Origin of the sequence: Arthrobacter ramosus, assembly GCF_039535095.1 — a bacterium.
GTDB classification, from domain to species: domain Bacteria; phylum Actinomycetota; class Actinomycetes; order Actinomycetales; family Micrococcaceae; genus Arthrobacter; species Arthrobacter ramosus.
The window spans coordinates 3,280,562-3,299,581 of the sequence record NZ_BAAAWN010000001.1 but is presented as its reverse complement, the minus strand read 5'-3'; the positions used below and the strand labels follow the sequence as shown (position 1 = coordinate 3,299,581).

At 64.5% G+C, this 19,020-nt stretch carries 16 protein-coding genes; 10 read left to right on the top strand and 6 right to left on the bottom strand.

The genetic code is table 11. The annotated features are described in order from the left end of the window. Positions 1-3: 3 nt before the first annotated feature. From ABD742_RS15295 to ABD742_RS15280, 4 genes are all read right to left on the bottom strand, one after another. Positions 4-384 carry a cupin domain-containing protein gene (locus ABD742_RS15295; protein WP_234750711.1) on the bottom strand — a complete coding sequence of 127 codons (381 nt, stop codon included), beginning with the start codon at positions 382-384 and terminating at the stop codon, positions 4-6. 105 nt (positions 385-489) lie between these two features. Further along, positions 490-1,806 (bottom strand): NAD(P)-binding domain-containing protein, encoded by a 1,317-nt coding sequence (locus ABD742_RS15290; RefSeq protein ID WP_234750710.1) that lies wholly within the window; start codon positions 1,804-1,806, stop codon positions 490-492. Between the two features lie 87 nt (positions 1,807-1,893). Further along, the gene (locus ABD742_RS15285) at positions 1,894-3,645 is read right to left on the bottom strand and encodes an IS1634 family transposase (protein WP_344788433.1); all 1,752 of its coding nucleotides are present in this window, start codon (positions 3,643-3,645) and stop codon (positions 1,894-1,896) included. Between the two features lie 244 nt (positions 3,646-3,889). Beyond that, positions 3,890-4,693, bottom strand: a complete 804-nt coding sequence (locus ABD742_RS15280; RefSeq protein ID WP_234753042.1) for a hypothetical protein — start codon at positions 4,691-4,693, stop codon at positions 3,890-3,892. Positions 4,694-5,172: 479 nt separating this feature from the next. On the opposite strand from ABD742_RS15280, the gene ABD742_RS15275 reads away from it, so the two are divergent. The 9 genes from ABD742_RS15275 (at position 5,173) to ABD742_RS15235 (ending at position 15,363) form a co-directional block, all read left to right on the top strand. Next, positions 5,173-6,708, top strand: coding sequence for an APC family permease (locus ABD742_RS15275; protein WP_234753043.1), 1,536 nt, complete (start codon positions 5,173-5,175; stop codon positions 6,706-6,708). 278 nt (positions 6,709-6,986) lie between these two features. Next, positions 6,987-8,375, top strand: coding sequence for a type III glutamate--ammonia ligase (gene glnT, locus ABD742_RS15270; protein WP_234753044.1), 1,389 nt, complete (start codon positions 6,987-6,989; stop codon positions 8,373-8,375). Between the two features lie 28 nt (positions 8,376-8,403). Next, positions 8,404-9,312, top strand: coding sequence for a class II glutamine amidotransferase domain-containing protein (locus ABD742_RS15265; RefSeq protein ID WP_234753045.1), 909 nt, complete (start codon positions 8,404-8,406; stop codon positions 9,310-9,312). Continuing rightward, positions 9,300-10,040 (top strand): GltB/FmdC/FwdC-like GXGXG domain-containing protein, encoded by a 741-nt coding sequence (locus ABD742_RS15260; protein WP_234753046.1) that lies wholly within the window; start codon positions 9,300-9,302, stop codon positions 10,038-10,040. Before ABD742_RS15265 ends, ABD742_RS15260 begins: the two co-directional genes overlap by 13 nt. A gap of 11 nt (positions 10,041-10,051) precedes the next feature. Next, positions 10,052-11,425 carry an FMN-binding glutamate synthase family protein gene (locus ABD742_RS15255; RefSeq protein ID WP_234753047.1) on the top strand — a complete coding sequence of 458 codons (1,374 nt, stop codon included), beginning with the start codon at positions 10,052-10,054 and terminating at the stop codon, positions 11,423-11,425. After that, on the top strand, positions 11,425-12,564 hold the full coding sequence (locus ABD742_RS15250) for an FAD-dependent oxidoreductase (RefSeq protein ID WP_234753048.1): 1,140 nt from the start codon (positions 11,425-11,427) through the stop codon (positions 12,562-12,564). Before ABD742_RS15255 ends, ABD742_RS15250 begins: the two co-directional genes overlap by 1 nt. Before the next feature lie 58 nt (positions 12,565-12,622). Beyond that, positions 12,623-13,918, top strand: coding sequence for an allantoate amidohydrolase (locus ABD742_RS15245; RefSeq protein ID WP_268819411.1), 1,296 nt, complete (start codon positions 12,623-12,625; stop codon positions 13,916-13,918). Further along, entirely contained in the window at positions 13,915-14,553 is a 639-nt protein-coding gene (locus ABD742_RS15240) for a helix-turn-helix domain-containing protein (RefSeq protein ID WP_234753049.1), read from the top strand. Before ABD742_RS15245 ends, ABD742_RS15240 begins: the two co-directional genes overlap by 4 nt. Before the next feature lie 3 nt (positions 14,554-14,556). After that, positions 14,557-15,363, top strand: coding sequence for a VOC family protein (locus ABD742_RS15235; RefSeq protein WP_234753171.1), 807 nt, complete (start codon positions 14,557-14,559; stop codon positions 15,361-15,363). Positions 15,364-15,450: 87 nt separating this feature from the next. On the opposite strand, the gene ABD742_RS15230 is transcribed toward ABD742_RS15235, so the two are convergent. Beyond that, positions 15,451-16,863, bottom strand: coding sequence for a polysaccharide deacetylase family protein (locus ABD742_RS15230; RefSeq protein ID WP_234753050.1), 1,413 nt, complete (start codon positions 16,861-16,863; stop codon positions 15,451-15,453). A gap of 232 nt (positions 16,864-17,095) precedes the next feature. Continuing rightward, a complete protein-coding gene (locus ABD742_RS15225; protein WP_234753051.1) occupies positions 17,096-17,974 on the bottom strand; it encodes an SGNH/GDSL hydrolase family protein in 879 nt (292 codons plus the stop codon). Between the two features lie 82 nt (positions 17,975-18,056). Here ABD742_RS15225 and ABD742_RS15220 point away from each other — a divergent pair, with 82 nt between their 5' ends. Beyond that, positions 18,057-18,983 (top strand): alpha/beta hydrolase, encoded by a 927-nt coding sequence (locus ABD742_RS15220; protein WP_234753052.1) that lies wholly within the window; start codon positions 18,057-18,059, stop codon positions 18,981-18,983. Positions 18,984-19,020: the final 37 nt, after the last annotated feature.

Sequence of the window (19,020 nt, the reverse complement as noted above, 5' to 3'; positions counted from 1 at the left end):
GACTTACGGAGCGAACGTACGGTCGCCTGTGAAGTAGCCCAGCGCGTAGTCCGGCGTTTCGAACTTCACTGTGGTTCCCTTGGGGAAGAACAGGATGTCGCGTTCTTTGGCGTGGGTGACGGCGCCGGTGGCCATGTCCGTGAGGATGAATTCGCCCTGGACAACCAGCTTCATCTCGTCGTAGGTGTACTCATAGATCAAGGGCTCGGAGGCCTTGAGCTCGAAGAACCCTGAGCACATCGAGGATCCTTCCGGATTCGCGTAGGAGTCACCGATGAACGCCTCGCAGCCCTCTTCATCCATCTTCGGCAGATCCAGGAAGCCATTCTCCACCTTGTGGATAGAACCGCCCTTGGACATCGTGCCGCTCAAAGTTGTAGTCATGGTGTTCTCCTCTACTTGATTTACTGTGGTGAAACTAGTTTTACTGAAATTCAATTGCGGTGGGTTTCGGGAACGTTAACTTCCTGGATCAGGGACGTGACCCGATCAGGGTTGTGACCCGATCGGCGTGGACAGATACGCCTCGATACTGTCGTCCATGGCGTCCAGCCACGCAGTGTGGTGCGCTGAGGCCGTGGTCCCCGTCATCACGGAAGTATGGACGCCGTCGCGGTATCCCAGGATGTTCTCTTCCTTGTCATGCATCCATTGCTTGAACAGGACTGCAACCGCGTCCAAGTCAAACGGCGGGTAGTCGGTCAGGCTTATGAGGTCCTTCACGTAATCGGTCTGGAAGTCGACCTCGTCCTCGTGGGTGTGGAGGGCTTCCTGCTTCTGCAGCCAAAGCTGGATGTCCTCCTGTCGCTCCAGGTTCCCCGGAACCTCGCGCCGCCCCATGATGTAGTCACGGGCGAGCCAGGCCTGGGCGTCGAACATGTTGAAGGTGTAGTACTGGTCCTGCATGCCGATGTAGAAAAGGTCCGGGTTGCCTTGCCAGACAATTCCCTTGTAGAGGTTGGCCGGGTACAGGACGTTGGGCGTGCTTAGCGCGAGGCTGCCGGGCAGGAACGGGAACTTGTGGCGGTAGCCCGTGCACAGGATCACCGCGTCGAACCGGCCCGAACTGCCGTCGGCGAAGATGACGTGCTGTCCGTCGATGCGCTCTATCGTGGGAACTTCCCTGGCTCCGTCCGGCCACCTGAAACCCATGGGTTTGCTCCGGTAGCTGATCGTCGCCGAGGCCGCGCCCATCTTGTAGGTCTGCATGCCGATGTCCTCTGCGGAGTAGCTGCTCCCCACCAGAAGAACGTTCTTGCCGGCAAACTGCTCCGCACCGCGAAAGTCATGGGCGTGGAGCACAGGGCCCGGGAACGTCCCTATGCCCTCGAATTCCGGCACATTGGGCGTAGAGAAGTGTCCGGTAGAGACGACGAGCTTGTCGAAGACATGTTTCCGGGTCTGCTTGGTGACAAGGTCTTCGACCAGGACCGTAAATTCCCGGGCAGCGTCGTCGTAGTCAACCCAGCGCGCCGCCGTGCTGAACTGGATGTACTTGCGGACGTCACTCTTGACCGCTCTTCCTTCGATGTAGTCGAAGAGCGCGGAGCGCGGCGGGTAGGACGAAATCGCCTGTCCGAAGTGCTCGTCGAACGAGTAGTCGGAGAATTCCAGGCATTCCTTGGGCCCGTTCGACCAGAGGTGGCGGTACATACTGCTGTGAACCGGTTCGCCATGGCCATCCAGGCCGGTTCGCCAGCTGTAGTTCCATTGCCCGCCCCAATCCGCTTGCTTTTCGAAGCAAGTGATCTCGGGGATGTCCGCGCCCTGCCTCCGGGCGGACTCGAAGGCGCGCAGCTGCGCCATTCCGCTAGGCCGAAGTTACGTCCGTGATGACGTGCGAAATCCCCGCCTCGGCGGGGATTTCGCTGTTTTCGGGGGCTGGGGTTCTGTCTACTTGATGTGGATGGGGATGGGCTCTCCGATGAGGTCGAAGGCTTGGCGTTGGATGGGGGTCGGGATCGCGAGGGTTGGAATGACCGGGAGGTCCTGGGCGGTGCCGTAGCGGATGTCGTTTCGGGTCAGTGTTCCGAGGTGCTCGAGCAGAGCGCGGAAGCTGTAGGCAGGGTGTCCGTCGCTGGATGTGCGGGTGGATGCTTTCTTGTCCGCCGCTTCCGAGCGGTTGGCCGGGGCGACGGGGTCAGCCGGTGCCGGGCGGTCTTCGTCGGTGAAGGTCAGGGGCGCCCAGGCCCGGCGCAGGTGCCAGACGAGGTAGGCGGCGAGCATGCAGATGAACACGTGGGCGCGGACCCTGGTTTCGGTCCAGTGGTGGATCGGGCGCAGGGACAGGTCGATGGACTTGATCGAGCGGAAGTCGCGTTCGACGCCGGCCAGCGACTTGTAGGTCGCCACGACCCTTGCCGCGTCCATTGCGGCAGCGCCGACGGACGTGCGGATGATGTAGATCCCGTCCAGGGCGGCCTCGGCTCTGATCTGCTCCTCGTTGCGGGCATAGCCGAAGGCGTTGTCCTCGATGGTGAGGGTGTAGTGCTTTTCCATGTTGTACTTGCCGATGACCTTGCCCGCCCTGACCCCGATTTTCCCGGCTCCGCGGATCCGGCCGGCCTCGGCAGCGGCGGCGATTTTCGCCAGCTCGGCGTCGGTGGCCTCGAGCAGCTCGCGGCGTTTGCGGGTTCGTTCGGCGGCCAGGGCCGGGTTGCGGCAGGCGATGAGCCGTTCGCCGGGATAGTCCGGGTGGGTGATCTCGGCCAGGTTCGTTTCATCGAACAGGGACATCTGCAGGGGCCCGTCATCGGCGGCCAGGGCCTTGATAGACGGGGCCCGCAGCGCCGTGACCCAGCCGAGGCCGCCGAGTTCCTTCAGCGCGGCGATACGGGCCGAGGTGATCATTCCGCGGTCCCCGACCATGACCATTTCCTGAAGCCCGAAGGTCGTCTTCATTTCCTGGGCGATAGCTTCGAACGCGGCCGGGTCCGCGGTGTTCCCGGCCACGACCCGGACCGCGACGGGCCGGCCGTCCGGCTCGGTGAGCAGCCCGTATTCGATCTGCGGCAGGCCCTTCTTCCCGTCGCGGGAATAGCCCCGGGCGGCCAGCTCGCAGTGGTGCCCGGTGACCCAGGAGGAGGACAGGTCGAACAACGCCAGCTTCTTCGGGTTCGCCTCCGGGGACAGGTGCCTGGTGGCCAGGGTCTTTTCGATGCCCTGCTGCCGGGCCGCCAGCCAGTCCATCGCCGCGTAGACCTCGTCCGTGCCGGCACCGTCCACCCCGAGGTCCTGGGCCAATGTCGTGTCCGCCCACCACCGGGTCGTGGCCAGCTTCGAACCAGGACGGCACACCCTGGCGATGATCAGGGCCAGGGCCAGGTCCCGCTGCTTCGAGGCCGGGCCCAGCAGTCCCGGGAACCCCAGCGCCCCGGCCTGCGCGGCCACCGCGGCGACGTGCCCGTGCGGCAGGGACCGTGTCACCGTGGCAGCGCTGCCGGCCGGAACGAGCTGTTCGCCCTTGAGCCCGGCCTCGATCAGATCGACCACGTGCTCGGGCAGGGCAGAGAGGTTGGCCACGGTCTCATTGCGGACCTTGCCTTCCTGGCGGAAGGTCCGGCGCAGGTAGGCCGACCGGTAGTCACGGACCTGGCCGTGCTTGTCCGTGTGGGACTTCCGAACTCTGACTACGTGAACAGGCATGTCTCGCTGAGTCATACCAAGACAATAGCGTGATTTTCCTCAAGTATCGGGTATGACTCGCCCAATATTCTGTCTACACATTCCGGCAGAAAAGAGGCCTTCCGCCCGGAAACACAACAAATCCGGGCAGAAGGCCTTCGTAACTTCGGGCTAGGGCCGGCACCAATGATGCCTACTCGCACTTTTTTCGTGGTCATTTCTGCAGAACTCCATTCTGAATGGGTGGGGTGGCGCGCATCCGTGCTCAAAGGAGCGTGAGGCCCTCGTCCACGGTTACCCGCCTGAACGTTTCGGTACGAACAAGTCCAGGCATTTCCTGGCGCCTCCGCAGGGCAAGGGCGCTGCGTTGTGATTGCGGGATCTCGTTGATTCTCTTGCCGAAAGCCGCGGTCCAGGACCGCAGGTCAGCCGCGGTGCTCGGCCCGATCTCCATTTCGACGAGCTCTTGGTCCGTCAGGCTGTCGAAGTGCCGCTTGGTCCCCTCTGCGTCAAGGCTCCAGCTGGTCATCAGTTCCAACTGGCGGTCGGCCGCGCGCACCGTCATATCGTGGTCACGCACTTTGCCGTCCGGCGAATACATCAGGACGCTGCTTATCCGATCCACGGCTGCGGACCTGTCGGTCCAACCGCTTGCTTGAGCCTGGAGGTAATCCAGGGACCTAGGCTGGCCGATGGGCACCGCCAGCCGCGTGATGCCCCTGTCATTGATTTCCCCCAGGAGGGCGCAGGGGTCGTCGGCGACCGTAATCTCATGCCGGGCGGGCCAGACATCGAAACTGCTGTGGTCTCCGAAGGCGCCGCCCACGTGGAAGAGGTAGGTCTGGGGATATTGCGGGTTTTCGGCGCGCCTCGCGGTCCGGGCCTCGTAGAACTGCAACGCGGCCAGTTGGATGAGAAGGCTCGCTCCCAGCGCCCCGAAGGGTTCCCTCACGACGATGCCGAACCGGTCGTGTGGCGACCAGTCGGGCATGACTTCGTCGGGACGGCTGGGAGCCCCGTCGATGGTCACGTCGAAGAGATGCTCTTTGACGTCGCTAGCAACATGCATCCGTGTAGCTCCTGCCGGTCTTGCCCCGCGTCGGGCACAGCCGTGCCACGGGAATCTTGATGAGAGCTGGAAGGGTTCCGGCCAATCGTTGGCCTGCCACAAGGTGGCTTCGCGGCACTGATTTAGCCCTGTGAAACAATGATTACCCACAGTGGACTGTGATGGGTTTCGTCCGTGTTAAGTCTGCGTTTCACCCTGAGGCCTTGAAGCTCTCATCCCGCGCTGCCTCACTGGCCATCGCTCTTTCGCCCGGCGTCGTAGCGGAAGGCAACATGAAATTTACAACCCTGAAACCCACCGCAGGTTCACTGCCAGTCACAATGGTTTCATATCAGTTGTCATCCGAAAAACCATATCGAGCCACTCAGGCAACTGTCCGGCCCTCGCGAAACGAGATATTCGCGGCCGATGAAGAATCGGGCCTTGCACCTTTCCCAACCTGCATTTCAACTCTTAGTTCCCTTGATCCAAGGAGTGCAATGACTACGATCACAACCCCCCGTCCCCCTTCTCCTGAGACGGACGGGGACGCCGAGCATCTCAGCGAACTCGGCTACTCCTACGAAACGAAGTTCGAGCGCGACGTAACGTTCTGGGGCAACGTGTCCCTCGGCTTCACCTACCTGTCACCCGTCGTCGGCATCTACACCCTGTTCGCCAGCTCCCTCGGCATCGGAGGGCCGCCCATGATCTGGTCGCTTCTTATCGTGGGCGCCGGCCAGTTCCTCGTGGCCCAGGTCTTTAGCGAGGTAGTCTCCAGCTACCCCGTGGCCGGTGGTATCTATCCTTGGTCGCGACGCCTCTGGGGCCGCAAGTGGGGCTGGATGAGCGGATGGATCTATCTCTTCGCCCTGCTGACGAGCATTGCCACCGTGGGTTACGGAGCCGGTCCGTACGTGGCGGACCTCTTTGGATTCGAACCCGGCGTAGACACAACCATCGCGGCGGCAATCGTCCTGATCGCTATCTCGACCGCGCTGAACCTCTGCGGGACCAAGATCCTCAACACCGTGGCGATGATCGGCCTGATCGCCGAGCTCGGCGGGGCGATCGTCGTCGGCAGCTGGCTGCTGATCGCCTCCCGAAACCAGGACATCTCGGTGATTTTCCAGACATTCGGTGCAGGCGGAGGCGATGGGTACTTCGCCGCATTTGCCGCAGCCGGTTTGATCGGAATTTTCCAGTATTACGGCTTCGAGGCCTGTGGCGATGTGGCGGAGGAAGTCAAGAATCCCGGGACAACCATTCCCAAGGCCATGCGGGTGACTATCTACATCGGGGGAGCGGCCTCCATGTTCGTATGCCTCTCGCTACTGCTTGCCGTTCCGGACTTCGGTGCCGTCATGTCCGGCGCGGACGCGGACCCGGTCCACTCTGTCCTCTCATCCGCCTTCGGTGTCGTCGGAGTCAAAGTGGTGCTCGCCGTCGTCATGATCTCCTTCATCTCCTGCCTGCTAAGCTTCCAGGCGGCGACGAGCCGCCTGACCTATGCCATGGGCCGCGACCGGATGTTGCCGCTGAGCGGTCTGTGGACGAGGTTCAGCAAGAGCCGCAGAGTCCCGCCGTTCGCGCTGCTTCTGGCCGGAATCGCGCCTGCTTTGATCGTGCTCCTTTCGAAATTCTCTGAAGAGGGGCTGATGGCCATCATGTCGTTCGCGACGATGGGAATCTACCTCGCATTCCAAATGGTCGTCCTTGCGGCCCTCCGGGCACGACTCAAAGGCTGGAAGCCGGGCGGCCAGTTCAAGCTGGGCAAATGGGGAGTGCCCGTAAACGTGTTGGCACTGGCTTGGGGGGTGACCGGGATGATCAACATGGCATGGCCTCGTACTCCGGACGGGCCGTGGTGGCAGAACTGGCTGACGTTGCTGAGTTCAGCGCTAGTGGTCGGAACCGGCCTGCTCTACATGCGGTGGAAGAAACCCTACCTCCGCGGAACCGCGCCGGCAGCCGATGCGATTCCCGCGACCGACGCCGCGGCGTTCTCCCTCGTCCAGGAAAAGGCAGGCGTCTAAAGGTAGTTCGCAGGGGCAGAATCACTCAACAGCTCAACAGCTCAACAGCTCAGCAGCCGGGTCCTTAACCGAACGAGGGCCTGGCTGCTGAGCGCGTGAGGCACATAACTGCGTCCTTTGCCGGTGACGTCTCTGGCAAGAGCGGCCGGGTGATGCGTCCATGGCATACGCGAAACACGGATTTAACGTCCTTGGAGAGCCGCTGTAACATCACTCTGACTACTGTGGTTCAACAGCGTTTCCCATTAGGTAACTCCAATTTGAACAGGACAGTTCCGATGACAAGTGTCGCAACCCCTGAAGTACAAACCGGGCAATCGGTGCCGGCCGAGGCCGGACGGATCTCCCTCGCGGACATCGCGAAGGCCCATGACGTGCGGTTCCTGTTGGCGACGTTCGTGGACATGACCGGCAAACCGTGCGCCAAGCTGGTTCCGGTCGAAGCCGCGGACGAGCTCGAAGCCGGCGCGATGGGATTTGCCGGCTACGCCGCAGGGCTGATCGGGCAGAAGCCGCAGGATTCGGACCTCATCGCAGTACCCGACCTCACCTCCTTCACGCCCGTGCCGTTCATCAAAGAGGGCCTGGCGATCATCCACTGCGACCCGCACGTTGACGGGAAGCCGTGGCCCTATGCCCCACGCGTCATCCTGAAAAACACGCTGGCCCGTCTGGCCGGGAAAGGGATGCAGGCCAAGGTGGGCGCGGAAGTCGAGTACTTCCTCGTCAACAAGAACCCCGATGGCTCCTTGAGCACTGCCGACGCCCGCGATGATTCGCCGCGTCCTTGCTATGACGCCCGGGGCGTCACCCGCATGTATGAGCACTTGACCTCCATCTCGGAGGCGATGAATGGCCTGGGTTGGGGCAATTACGCCAACGACCACGAGGACGCCGCCGGGCAGTTCGAACAGAACTTCAACTACGCCGACGCACTCACCACGGCGGACCGTGTGGTCACCCTGCGCTACATCCTGAACATCCTTGCCGAACAGCGCGGCATGACGGCTACGTTCATGCCCAAGCCGTTCACCGACCGGACCGGCACCGGCCTGCACTTCCACCTGTCCCTGTGGTCCGGAGCTGACGCGCTGTTTCCCGGGGACGACGATAGTGCGGACGACGGCGGCAGGGGACTTGGGCTCTCGGACCTCGCGTATTCGTTCATCGGGGGCATCCTGGAGCATGCGCCGGCCCTTCAGGCGTTCCTCGCCCCGACGGTCAACTCCTACAAGCGATCGGGCGCCACCACCAGTTCCTCCGGAGCGACCTGGTCACCGCGCAAGGCCTCGTTCGGGGGCAACGACCGCACCCACATGATCCGGGTCCCGGACGAAAAACGGATAGAGCTCCGTTCCGGGGACGGCTCCGCCAACCCGTACCTGGCCATCGCCACGGCCATCGAAGCAGGACTCGACGGCGTCACGAAGGGAAGCGACCCAGGCGCACCATGCGGACCCGGTGAAGCACGCGAGGGCGCCCATCTTCTTCCCGCGACGCTCCTGCACGCCGTCGAGGCACTGCGCCGGGACCCCGTCATCCTCGCCAGCCTCAGCGGAGACGAGGCGATCGGCGAGTACTACGCGGACGCCAAGGAAGAAGAGTTCCTGGCCTGGCACAACCAGGTCAGCGACTGGGAAATCCGCACCTACCTGACTTCGATCTGAGAACTCCGACCTAGCAAAGGACACCAAAATGTGCGGAATTGCCGCGCTGCAGCTGCGCAACCCCTCGCTACACCCCCAGATGGGCAGTCTCCTGTCCTCCATGATGTGCCAGATCGTGGATCGCGGACCGGACTCCGCCGGCCTGGCCGTCTACGACACCCCTGGCCTCGTCTCGGAAGGAACTTCCACCCTCAGCCTCCTGGGCAAGAGCCAGCGCCTGCCGCTCGGTGAGATCGCCGCATCACTGGAAAACCTGCTGTCCCCGTCCGCGGCCCCGGACGTCAGGGTGGTCGGCGACACCACCCTGGTCAGCGCCGCCGTCGGCACTGATTTGCTGGTGAAGGCCGTGCGCGAAACCCTCCCGGATTCCACCATCACCGGCCGCGGCGAGCACGTGGCCGTCATGAAGAGCGTGGGCCACCCGATGGACATCGCCGCCGAGCACGGGTTGGAGGACATGGCCGGAAGCCAGGGCCTGTCCCACACCCGCATGGCCACCGAGTCCGCCGTCACGGCCGGCGGGTCCCACCCCTTCTCGGTGGCAGATGACCTGTGCCTGGTCCACAACGGGTCCTTCTCCAACCACGCCACCATCCGGCGGGAGCTCAAACGCGAAGGGGTGGTGTTCGATTCGGACAACGACACCGAAGTCGGCGCCCGCTACATCGCCTCACGCCTGCAGCAGGGCGACGACCTGGAAACGGCGCTGACCAACCTCGGCAAGGTCTTCGACGGCTTCTACACCCTCGTGGTCACCACCGCAGACAGCATGGCCGTGGTCCGGGACCCGATCGCATGCAAGCCCGCCATCATCGCCGAGACCGACGACTACGTGGCCATGGCGTCCGAATACCGTGCCCTGGCATCCCTGCCCGGCATCGAAACAGCCCGCATCTTTGAACCGGAACCCGGAAAGGTCTACACATGGTCACTCTGACAGCCCCCGAAACCCTCACCCCGGCAGCAGCGCAGCAAATTGCCGTGGTTGACTCCTTCAGCGTTGACCTTAACGACAGCCCGGTGCGGGACCTGAACCAGGCCCTGCACAACGCCATCGACGGCCAGGTCTGGACCGTCGCCAACCCCGGCGGAAAGCACAGCCTTGCTGTCGGCATCGATGCGGACATCAGCGTCACCATCAAGGGCCACGCCGGCTATTACGCGGCCGGGATGCACCAAAAAGGCGAGGTGACCATCACCGGAAATGCCGGCGTCGGACTTGCGGAGAACATCATGTCCGGAAAGGTGCACGTGCGAGGCGACACCTCCCAGTCGGCGGCGGCCACCGGTCACGGCGGGCTCGTGGTGATCGACGGCAACGCCGGGGCCCGTTGCGGGATCTCCATGAAGGGCGTGGACATCGTGGTCGGCGGGAACATCGGCCACATGTCGGCGTTCATGGCGCAGGCCGGCCGGCTGGTGGTCTGCGGGGACGCCGGTGATGCGCTGGGCGACTCCATCTACGAAGCCCGGATCTACGTCAAGGGAACCGTGGCGTCCCTGGGTGCGGACTGCATCGAAAAGCCGATGGAAGCCGAACACCTTGAGGAACTCGAAGGGCTGCTCACCGCCGCCGGCCGCACCGACAACCCTGCGGACTTCAAACGCTACGGCTCGGCACGGAACCTCTACCACTTCAGCGTCCACAACTCGGCCTCGTACTAAAGGACACTCCCATGACCATCACCTCACCGCCCCAGGACACCGTCCTCCCCGCCCCAAGCATCCCCGCCCAGCACACGGAAGAGCTTGGCCTGCGCGAATCCGCCACCTTCGACCGCGCAACCATCTCCGACATCCAGCGCGCCGCCGCCACCGGCGTCTACGACATCCGCGGCTGGGGCGCGAAGCGCAAGGTTCCGCACTTCGATGACCTGCTGTTCCTCGGTGCCTCCATGTCCCGCTACCCTCTGGAGGGCTACCGCGAAAAGTGCGACACCGACGTCGTCCTCGGCGACCGCCATGCCTCCCGGCCGCTGCACCTGCAGACCCCGGTCACCATCGCCGGCATGAGCTTCGGCGCGTTGTCGGCCAACGCCAAGGAGGCCCTGGGGCGCGGCGCCAGCGAGGTGGGAACCTCCACAACAACGGGCGACGGCGGCATGACACCCGAGGAGCGCGGCCAGTCCAAGCACCTCGTCTACCAGTACCTGCCCTCCCGGTATGGCATGAACCCGGACGATCTGCGCAAGGCCGACGCGATCGAAATCGTGCTCGGCCAGGGCGCGAAGCCCGGCGGCGGCGGCATGCTGCTGGGCCAGAAGATCACCGAGCGCGTCGCCGGCATGCGTACCCTGCCGGTGGGCATCGACCAGCGTTCCGCCAGCCGTCACCCCGACTGGACGGGACCGGACGACCTGGAAATCAAGATCGGCGAACTCCGCGAAATTACCGACTGGAAAACCCCGATCTATGTCAAGATCGGCGCGTCCCGGCCGTACTACGACACCGCCCTGGCCGTGAAGGCCGGAGCCGACGTCGTCGTCGTCGATGGAATGCAGGGCGGCACCGCCGCCACGCAGCAGGTCTTCATCGAAAACGTCGGGATCCCCACCCTGGCCGCCATCCCGCAGGCCGTCCAGGCGCTTCAGGAACTCGGCCTGCACCGCAAGGTGCAGCTCATCGTTTCCGGAGGCATCCGCACCGGCGCCGACGTCGCGAAGGCCATGGCCCTGGGTGCCGACGCCGTTGCCATCGGCACCGCCGCACTTATCGCGCTGGGGGACAACGACCCCCGCTACGCCGCCGAATACGCCGCCCTGGGATCGGCGGCGGGCTTCTACGACGACTTCCAGGACGGACGCGACCCCGCCGGCATCACCACCCAGGACCCCGGGCTCTCCTCCCGGCTGGACCCCGTTGCCGGTGGTCGGCGACTGGCCAACTACCTGCGCGTCCTGACGATGGAAGCCCAGACGATCGCCCGGGCCTGCGGCAAATCCCACCTGCACAACCTCGAACCCGAAGACCTCGTGGCCCTCACCATCGAGGCCTCCGCCATGGCACGCGTTCCCTTGGCCGGCACCAACTGGATCCCCGGAGCCAAGTAATGCCGGAATCCTCTGAATTCGTTGTGGTCGGGGCCGGCCTGGCCGGCGCCGCCACCGCCTGGCAGCTGGCCGCCCGCGGCCATGACGTCACGATCCTGGAACGCACTCAACCGGCCAGCCACGACGGCAGTTCCCATGGGTCCGCCCGGATCTTCCGCTACGCCTACCCGGACGAGTTCTACACCCGGGCGGTCATTGAATCCAAGTCCCTGTGGGACGAATTGGACCGGGCCAGCGGGCTGGAACTGATCACGCCCTACGGGGCGGTGGACTACGGCCCCGAGCGGCAACCGGAGCAGCTCGCCCGGATCCTCGCCGAGACCGGCGTCGAGCACGAACTCCTCAGCGCCGCCGAGGCAAGAGCACGCTGGCCGCACATCGCCTTCGACACCGCCGTCCTGTGGCACCCCGGCGCAGGCGTGATCGACGCCGAGAGTGCAGTCAACGCCATGATCGAACAGGCAGTGAAGCGCGGCGCCCGACTGCTGACCGGCTGGAACGTCTCGCGCGTGGAAAAGCGGCGATCCGGCTACCGTGTGGTTTCCGACGGTTGGGAAACGCGCGACGCCGGAAACGTCATCATCGGCGCGGGCGGCTGGCTGCCGTCATTGCTGGGACAGTTGCCGCTTCCGGCGGGGTTCCTTGCCCGGCTACCGGAGTTCGCCGTCCGGCAGGAGCAGGCCTACCACTTCCCCTACCGTTCCGACGACGGTCCATGGCCCACGTTCATCCATAAGGGCGCGGACATCCAGACATACGGGCTGCCCGGAGGTCGGGATGCCGGCTTCGCCGGACAGAAGGTCGCCGAATACAACGGCGGCAAATTCATCCCGTCAGCCGCTGCCCAAACCGGCCTGGTGGACCCGGTCAACCGACAGCGCGTCGTGGACTACGTCCGGAAGTACTTGCCTGGCCTGGACCCCGAGCCATACGCGGAAACGACCTGCCTGTTCACCAATACCCCGAACGAGGACTTCCTCATCGACCGGACCGGCGGCCTCACCATCGTGTCCCCCTGTTCGGGGCATGGTGCGAAATTCGCGCCGCTGATCGGGCAATGGGCGGCCGACCTGGCCACCAGGACCGGCGACGTCCCGGGCCGGTTCCGTCAGGCGACCGCGAAGGTGAGCGCCGGCTGACCCGTTCAGCACCAGCTGACCGGGCCCAGAAAATACTCCTACAGAAACGGACAAGGCCTTGACTTCCTCGGCGAGCAAAGCGGCAACCGGCACCGTAACCGTAACCGGCCTCATGCGGGACATCTCCCGCGTCGGGACAGACCCGCACCGCGGCGGATACTCCCGACCGGTTTTTTCGGCCGCTGAGACCGAGTTGCGGAGCTGGTTCATCGAACAGGCGGCCCGGCGCGGCCTGGACGTCACCACCGACCACAACGGCATCATCTGGGCCTGGTGGGACACCGCCACCGGCACCCGGAAGGACGCCGTCATCACCGGCAGCCACCTCGACTCCGTTCCCGGCGGCGGTGAGTACGACGGCCCCCTGGGCGTCGCTTCGGCCCTCGTCGCCGTCGACCTCCTCAAGACGCGCGGCATCCGGCCGCGCCGCCCCCTGGCCATCGCAGTCTTCCCCGAAGAGGAAGGCTCCCGCTTCGGCGTCGCCTGCCTGGGTTCCCGACTCCTCACCGGAGCCCTCGATCCGGACAAGGCCCGCAACCTCAAAGACGCCGACGGCAACACCTACGCCGACGTCGCGGCGGCCAACGGACAAGACCCCCGGTTCATCGGCGCAGACCACAAAACCCTCCAGCAGCTAGGCCTGTTCGTTGAACTCCACGTCGAACAGGGGAGGGGCCTCGCTGATCTGGGCAAGCCGGTGGCGATCGGTTCCTCCATCCTGGGCCACGGCCGGTGGAAGCTCTCCGTGTACGGGCAAGGCAACCACGCCGGAACCACCCTCATGAAGGACCGGAAAGACCCGATGATCGCCGCCGCCAAAATCATGATCAGCATCCGGGACACCGCCAGGAACTACAAGGACGCCCGCGCGACCGTGGGCCGCCTGCATCCGGTCCCGGGAGGCACTAACGTCATCGCCTCCCGGGTCGACATGTGGATCGACGTCCGCCACCCACGGGACGAAGTCACCGCAGCCCTCGTCGAATCCGTCCACCTCAACGCCCAGGTCATCGCCGCCGAGGAAAACTGCACGGTGACGTTCGGCACTGAATCGCTCAGTCCCACCGTCCACTTCGACACAGGCCTGCGCGATCGGCTCCAAACCCTGCTCCCGGATGCACCCGTCCTGGACACCGGGGCGGGCCACGACGCCGGAGTGCTCGCAGCCCACATCCCCACGGCCATGCTGTTCGTCAGGAACCCCACGGGGATCTCGCATTCCCCCGAGGAACTGGTCGACGACGCGGACGCAGAAGCAGGGGCCTTGGCCCTTGCGGACGCATTTGCCGGGTTGCTTGGCGAAGCCATGTTACTCACCAAGGATCGTGTGCAGGCACCTATGATGGCTGGATGATCAACCATGTCGATGGCGAGACAAACCTGACTGCGGAATCGGACGCCGAGGCAGGGGCTGACACAAAGGACGGCCCCGGCAAACTGGAGCGCATCATCGCCCTGCAGGTCCGGCACTACCGGAGGGCGCAAAGCCTGTCCTCCGCTGAACTTGCGATCCGGACCGGGCTGTCCAAGGCGATGATCTCCAAGATTGAATCAGCTTCTACTTCCTGCTCATTGACTACCCTGCAGCGTCTTGCCGACGGGCTGAAAATCCCCGTCACCGCCCTATTTCGCGGCGCGGACACCGACAGGGACGCAACGTTCACCAGGAACGGTGAGGGCAGCCTGACCGTGCGCAGCGGAACCCAGCACGGGCACGAATACCGCGTTTTGGGGACCCTCAAGGGCCGCACGGATGCCCTCGAACCCACGCTGGTCACGCTGACTGACGCCTCGGATGTCTTTCCGTTGTTCCAGCACCCCGGCACAGAATTCATCTATATGCTCTCGGGCAAGATGGTCTACGGCCATGGCGCCTACGAGTACACCATGGAGGCAGGCGACTCTCTCCTGCTCGACGGCGAAGGACCCCACGGCCCGCTGGAGTTGCTGGAACTGCCGATCAGGTTCCTAGCAGTCACTGCGAAATAGTGCCTGCAGGGCCCATGTTGGATCGACACCGAGCAGCCTGACGTCGAGGCAGCCGCTGAGTTCTACGGCGGACTCTTCGGCTGGACCTTCCAGGACGCCATGCCGCCGGGAGCGCCGGGCCGTTACTTGATAGCCAAACTCGACGACGAAGACGTCGGCGGGATAGCCAGCGCCAGGAAGGGTACCGCGGCGTGGAACACCTACGTTTCAGTCGACGACGCGGATGTCGCAGCGCATCGGCTGGTCGCGGCCGGCGCCACAGTGCTTTCGGCACCTGCCGATGCCGGAGAGGGCGGCCGCAGCGCGGCGCTGACAGATCCGCAGGGCGCCGAGTTCCGCATCTGGCAGGCCAAACGACGCTTCGGGGCCCAGGTGGTCAATCAGCCGGGGGCCTGGAATTTCAGCGATCTCCACACGTCCGACCCCAGCGCGGCGATTGCGTTCTACGACGACGCGTTTGGCTGGCAAGTCGACGACCTCGGCTTCGCGGTGCTGATCCGCAGGTCCGGTTACGGGGATCATCTTGAAGCGACAGTCGATCCTGACATCAGGGCACGGCAATCGGGTGTGGCGGCCCCGCCTGGCTTCGAGGATGCGATCGCGTGGATCGCGACCACCGCGCCCGATGAACTGTCGCACTGGCACGTCTCGTTCACCGTGGCTGACCGCGACCAGACGGTGGCTGTCGCCAAGCGGCTCGGTGCCCAAGTCCTGCGGCAAAACGACACCGAGTGGACGCGCACCGCACTGATCCGAGACCCCCAGGGAGCGGAGTTCACCGCCAGCCAGTTCACGCCCCCATCCGGCTGAGCCGATCCGGTAGGCGCGGGGGCCGATATGTTTCACCTTCCGCTGGTAGAACGTCTGCCCAGGAATCTGTAACTGGGTGATCGAGAATCAGGGGCCGATGTCGTACATCTCGTAGTCGTCGGTGGTGATCGTGCCGTTGGCTTGGATGTTCAGGCCCCAACTGATCCCCGAGGCACCGGCCGGTAGGGGAGGTGTGGTCCAGGTGGCCTGGGTCCAGTTCGCCGCGGCGACGAGGAGGGGGCTTGCGGTCCAGTACTTCCAATACCCGTTGCCGATACGGTAATAGAGCTCGAACTGGGTTGGCGCGGTTGATTTGAACCAGGCCTTCAGCTGATATCTATGTCCGGTTGTGCCGGTCGGTGAGCAGCCGCCCAGGTCCAGGGCGGGCAGGAGTTTCGCGTCCCCTGACGACCGGCCGGTCAGGGTGAGCTGCTCGGCGTTCGTGCCGGTGTGGCCTGGGGAGACAACGGCGAAGGTGGGGGTGTTGGTTCCGTACCCGCCAGCAGCCCAGCACAGCGGGATCGTGTTGACCAGGGTTTCCAGGCCGGGGTTTTGGATCATGTTCGTTCCCGGAGGGGGCGGTGGAGGTACGGCTGGGCCCTGGACTGCGGGCTGCTGCGTGCCGCCGATGACCTGGTCCACGGTCTTCACGGCGACGGTACCGGCCGCCTTTTGCTGGGCCAGCCAGGTGGCGAACTGGTTGAACAGGGTGGGGGTGATCGTCAGCGTGGGGTCCGTGCCGACGGCGATGTGGTGGAAGGTCAGTTGGACCCACCCGCCGCCGGTTGTTTGGGCGTGGGTCACCTGGTTCTCCAGATTCTGCAGGGTCCAGGTGCTGTCCACCTCATCCGGTGCCGCAGTTACGTAGGGATTGGCGGGCGGGATGGTGTCGGCCGCGGGAAGCGTCGCCGAGGCCGGGTCCTTGCTGGCGGTGTCGCCTAGGCCGCGGGCACTGTTGAAGCCGCACTGTTTCACCAGGGTTTCGGTGGCCGGGTCTTCGGAAGCGAAGGGGTAGGCGAAACTGGTGACTTTGAAGCCCATGTTCATCAGCGCCATACGCCCGTTACAGATCTGTCGTGTCGACTCGGCGGCGGTCAGGGACACCAGGTCCGGGTGGGTCACGGTGTGGCCGCCGATCTCGTTGCCGTCGGCGGCGATCTGCTGCAGGTTGGCTGTGGTGAGGTAGGTGGGCTGGTCGATCCACCCGGTGGTGATGAAAAACGTGCCGACCAGGCCCAGTCTCTTTATCGTGGCTTCGGCCGTCAATTGGTCCGCGTTGCCGTCATCGAAGGTCAGCGACACCACCGTGTTCGCCGCTGCATGCGCCGGTGCGGCGAACCCGACCCCGGCCAGCAGGCCGGTAACAATCAGCGCCGTGCTGCCAAAAGCGGTCCAGCGTTTGCGAAAGTGTTTGCCGAACCGAACTCCAGTGACGTCGGGCCGTGCGCGGCCCTCGAGCCGCGAGACAGTTGCCCCCTGTTGCTCATCCGTGGTCCTCATGGTCAACTCCTCCCCAGCCTGGGTAATGCACCAGAAGCCGAGTGATCCTTCGTTGATTTCCAAGAAGGTGCCGCTCGAAAAGGGAGTCCGATCTGGGTTCCGGCGGGTGGCACCCGGTTGTGATTAGTTCACACACGCGTACTTTAGAGGCTACGACTAACAGGTAGCCGCAAAAACGAGTGGTCAACACTCGTTCCTTCTGACGCTCCGTTAGGTAGACGTCCCGATGTAGCTAGTTAGTTGACGCTGGATCGTTTCCAACGAACGTTCCGGGCGGCATCCAGGCGCCGAACACGGGGCCCGGATCCGGCCGCTTTGCGTGCCGCCCGTCGTCGGAGATTCGTTGCTTGAGACGTTGCAGGACCCATGGGAACAAGTGCTCGCGCGCCCAGACAATGTCATCGGTCCTTGCTTCGCGCCAAGTGCGCCCGGGTAGGTCTTTCGGTGTCATCGCTTCCAAGGTGTGGGTGACGTTGAGGGTATCGAGCACCATGATGGCGATGGTGTGCTGGCCCAGGGGGGAGAAGTGCAGCCGGTCCGGATCCCACATTCGAGGGTGGGTGAGTTGGCGCAGGGCCCAGAGGTCGGCGATTACTGCATCGTGGCGCGCGGCGATGGTGCGCAGATTCTCGTTGAAGATGGCCACCCTGGCGCGGGTGTGTCCCAGCACGGGCGTAGCGCCCCAGTCCGGTCCGGCAAACAGTACAACTGTTGCGCCGGCAGCGGCGAGGAGTTGCACGCCGGCGTCCATCCGGACGGCGAGTTTGTCGGGATCGCTCCTGCGGAAGATCAGGTCATTGCCCCCGGCATTGAGAGTGATCAGATCCGGTTGCAGGGCCAGTGCGGGGCCCACCTGCTCATCCAGGATCTGATGGAGCAACCGTCCGCGGACTGCAAGATTCGCGTAAGCGAAATCTTCGTGCCCGGCGCTCAGTTCTTCCGCGACCCGGTCCGCCCAGCCTCGCAAGCCCCCCGGGCTGCGAGGCTCCGGATCTCCTACCCCTTCGGTAAACGAATCACCCAGGGCCACATAGCGGCCCCACGGGTGCAGGCGGGCGCCGGAAACAACGGGGCCACCCTGCGCCGGACTTTCGGCGCTGGGAGCGTTCATCCCTCCATACTGCTCCTAGCAGGCCGAACGCGCCACGGCGGCCTCTTCCTCGCTCACCCGATGCGCATCCTAGAGTTATCCTGTGAGCTTCGAATTGCCCTCGCTGATCGATCCTGAACTGTGGTCACTCGTCGATGAATCCCGCGCTTTCTACGCCGAGCGCCCGGCTGGCCGTGGTCCGGGCAGTCGGGAAGAGCTGTTCGCATTCCGGGCGAGAGCGGTGGTACCTGCGGAGTGCGATCCACGGCCAATCGCAGAACTGGCAAGCGCACTTGGCCGAAGCGTTCCGGTGCGGATCCACGTGCCGGTTAGCATGCCGGTGGCGGGCGTCTTCCTGGAAATCCACGGCGGCGGCTTCTACATGGGCTCGGCCGCCGGAAGCGATGTTCGCAACAGGCGGCTTGCGGATGCGCTGGGTGTTGCAGTGGTCAGCGTGGATTACCGACTCGCTCCGGAGCACCCGTGGCCTTCCGCACCCGACGACTGCGAGGCAGCAGCGCTGTGGCTGGTGGAGCATGCCGAACGCCGTTTTGGCACAGCCAAACTCGCTATCGGTGGCTTCTCTGCCGGTGCGACGCTGGCGGTGTCTACGCTTGTGCGGTTGCGCGACCGCGGGGTCACGGCATTCAGCGGCGGCGTGCTGCAGTTCGGCACCTATGACCTCGCCGCGAAGACGCAGGCCGGACGCCTGATCGCCGACGAGTATTTTCTCGACGCCTATGCGGGGACTACCCCGGATCGCGCCCACCCCGACCTCTCACCGCTCTTCGCCGACCTCGCGGGCCTACCGCCGATCCTGATCGTGATCGGCGGCGACGACATCCTCCTGGAAGACAATCTCGCCATGGCCACACGGCTGTCGGCCGCCGGTGTCGAGGTCGATCTGCGAATCTATCCCGCCTCCCCTCACGGGTTCACCGGGCACGCGACGCCGATGGCACGAGCCGCTCTCGAACACATCGACGCATGGCTTCGGGTTCAGCTAGCCCTACACAAAAGAAGCCCCTGACGCGCGGAAGCGCAGTCAGGGGCTCTTCCGAAGGTGA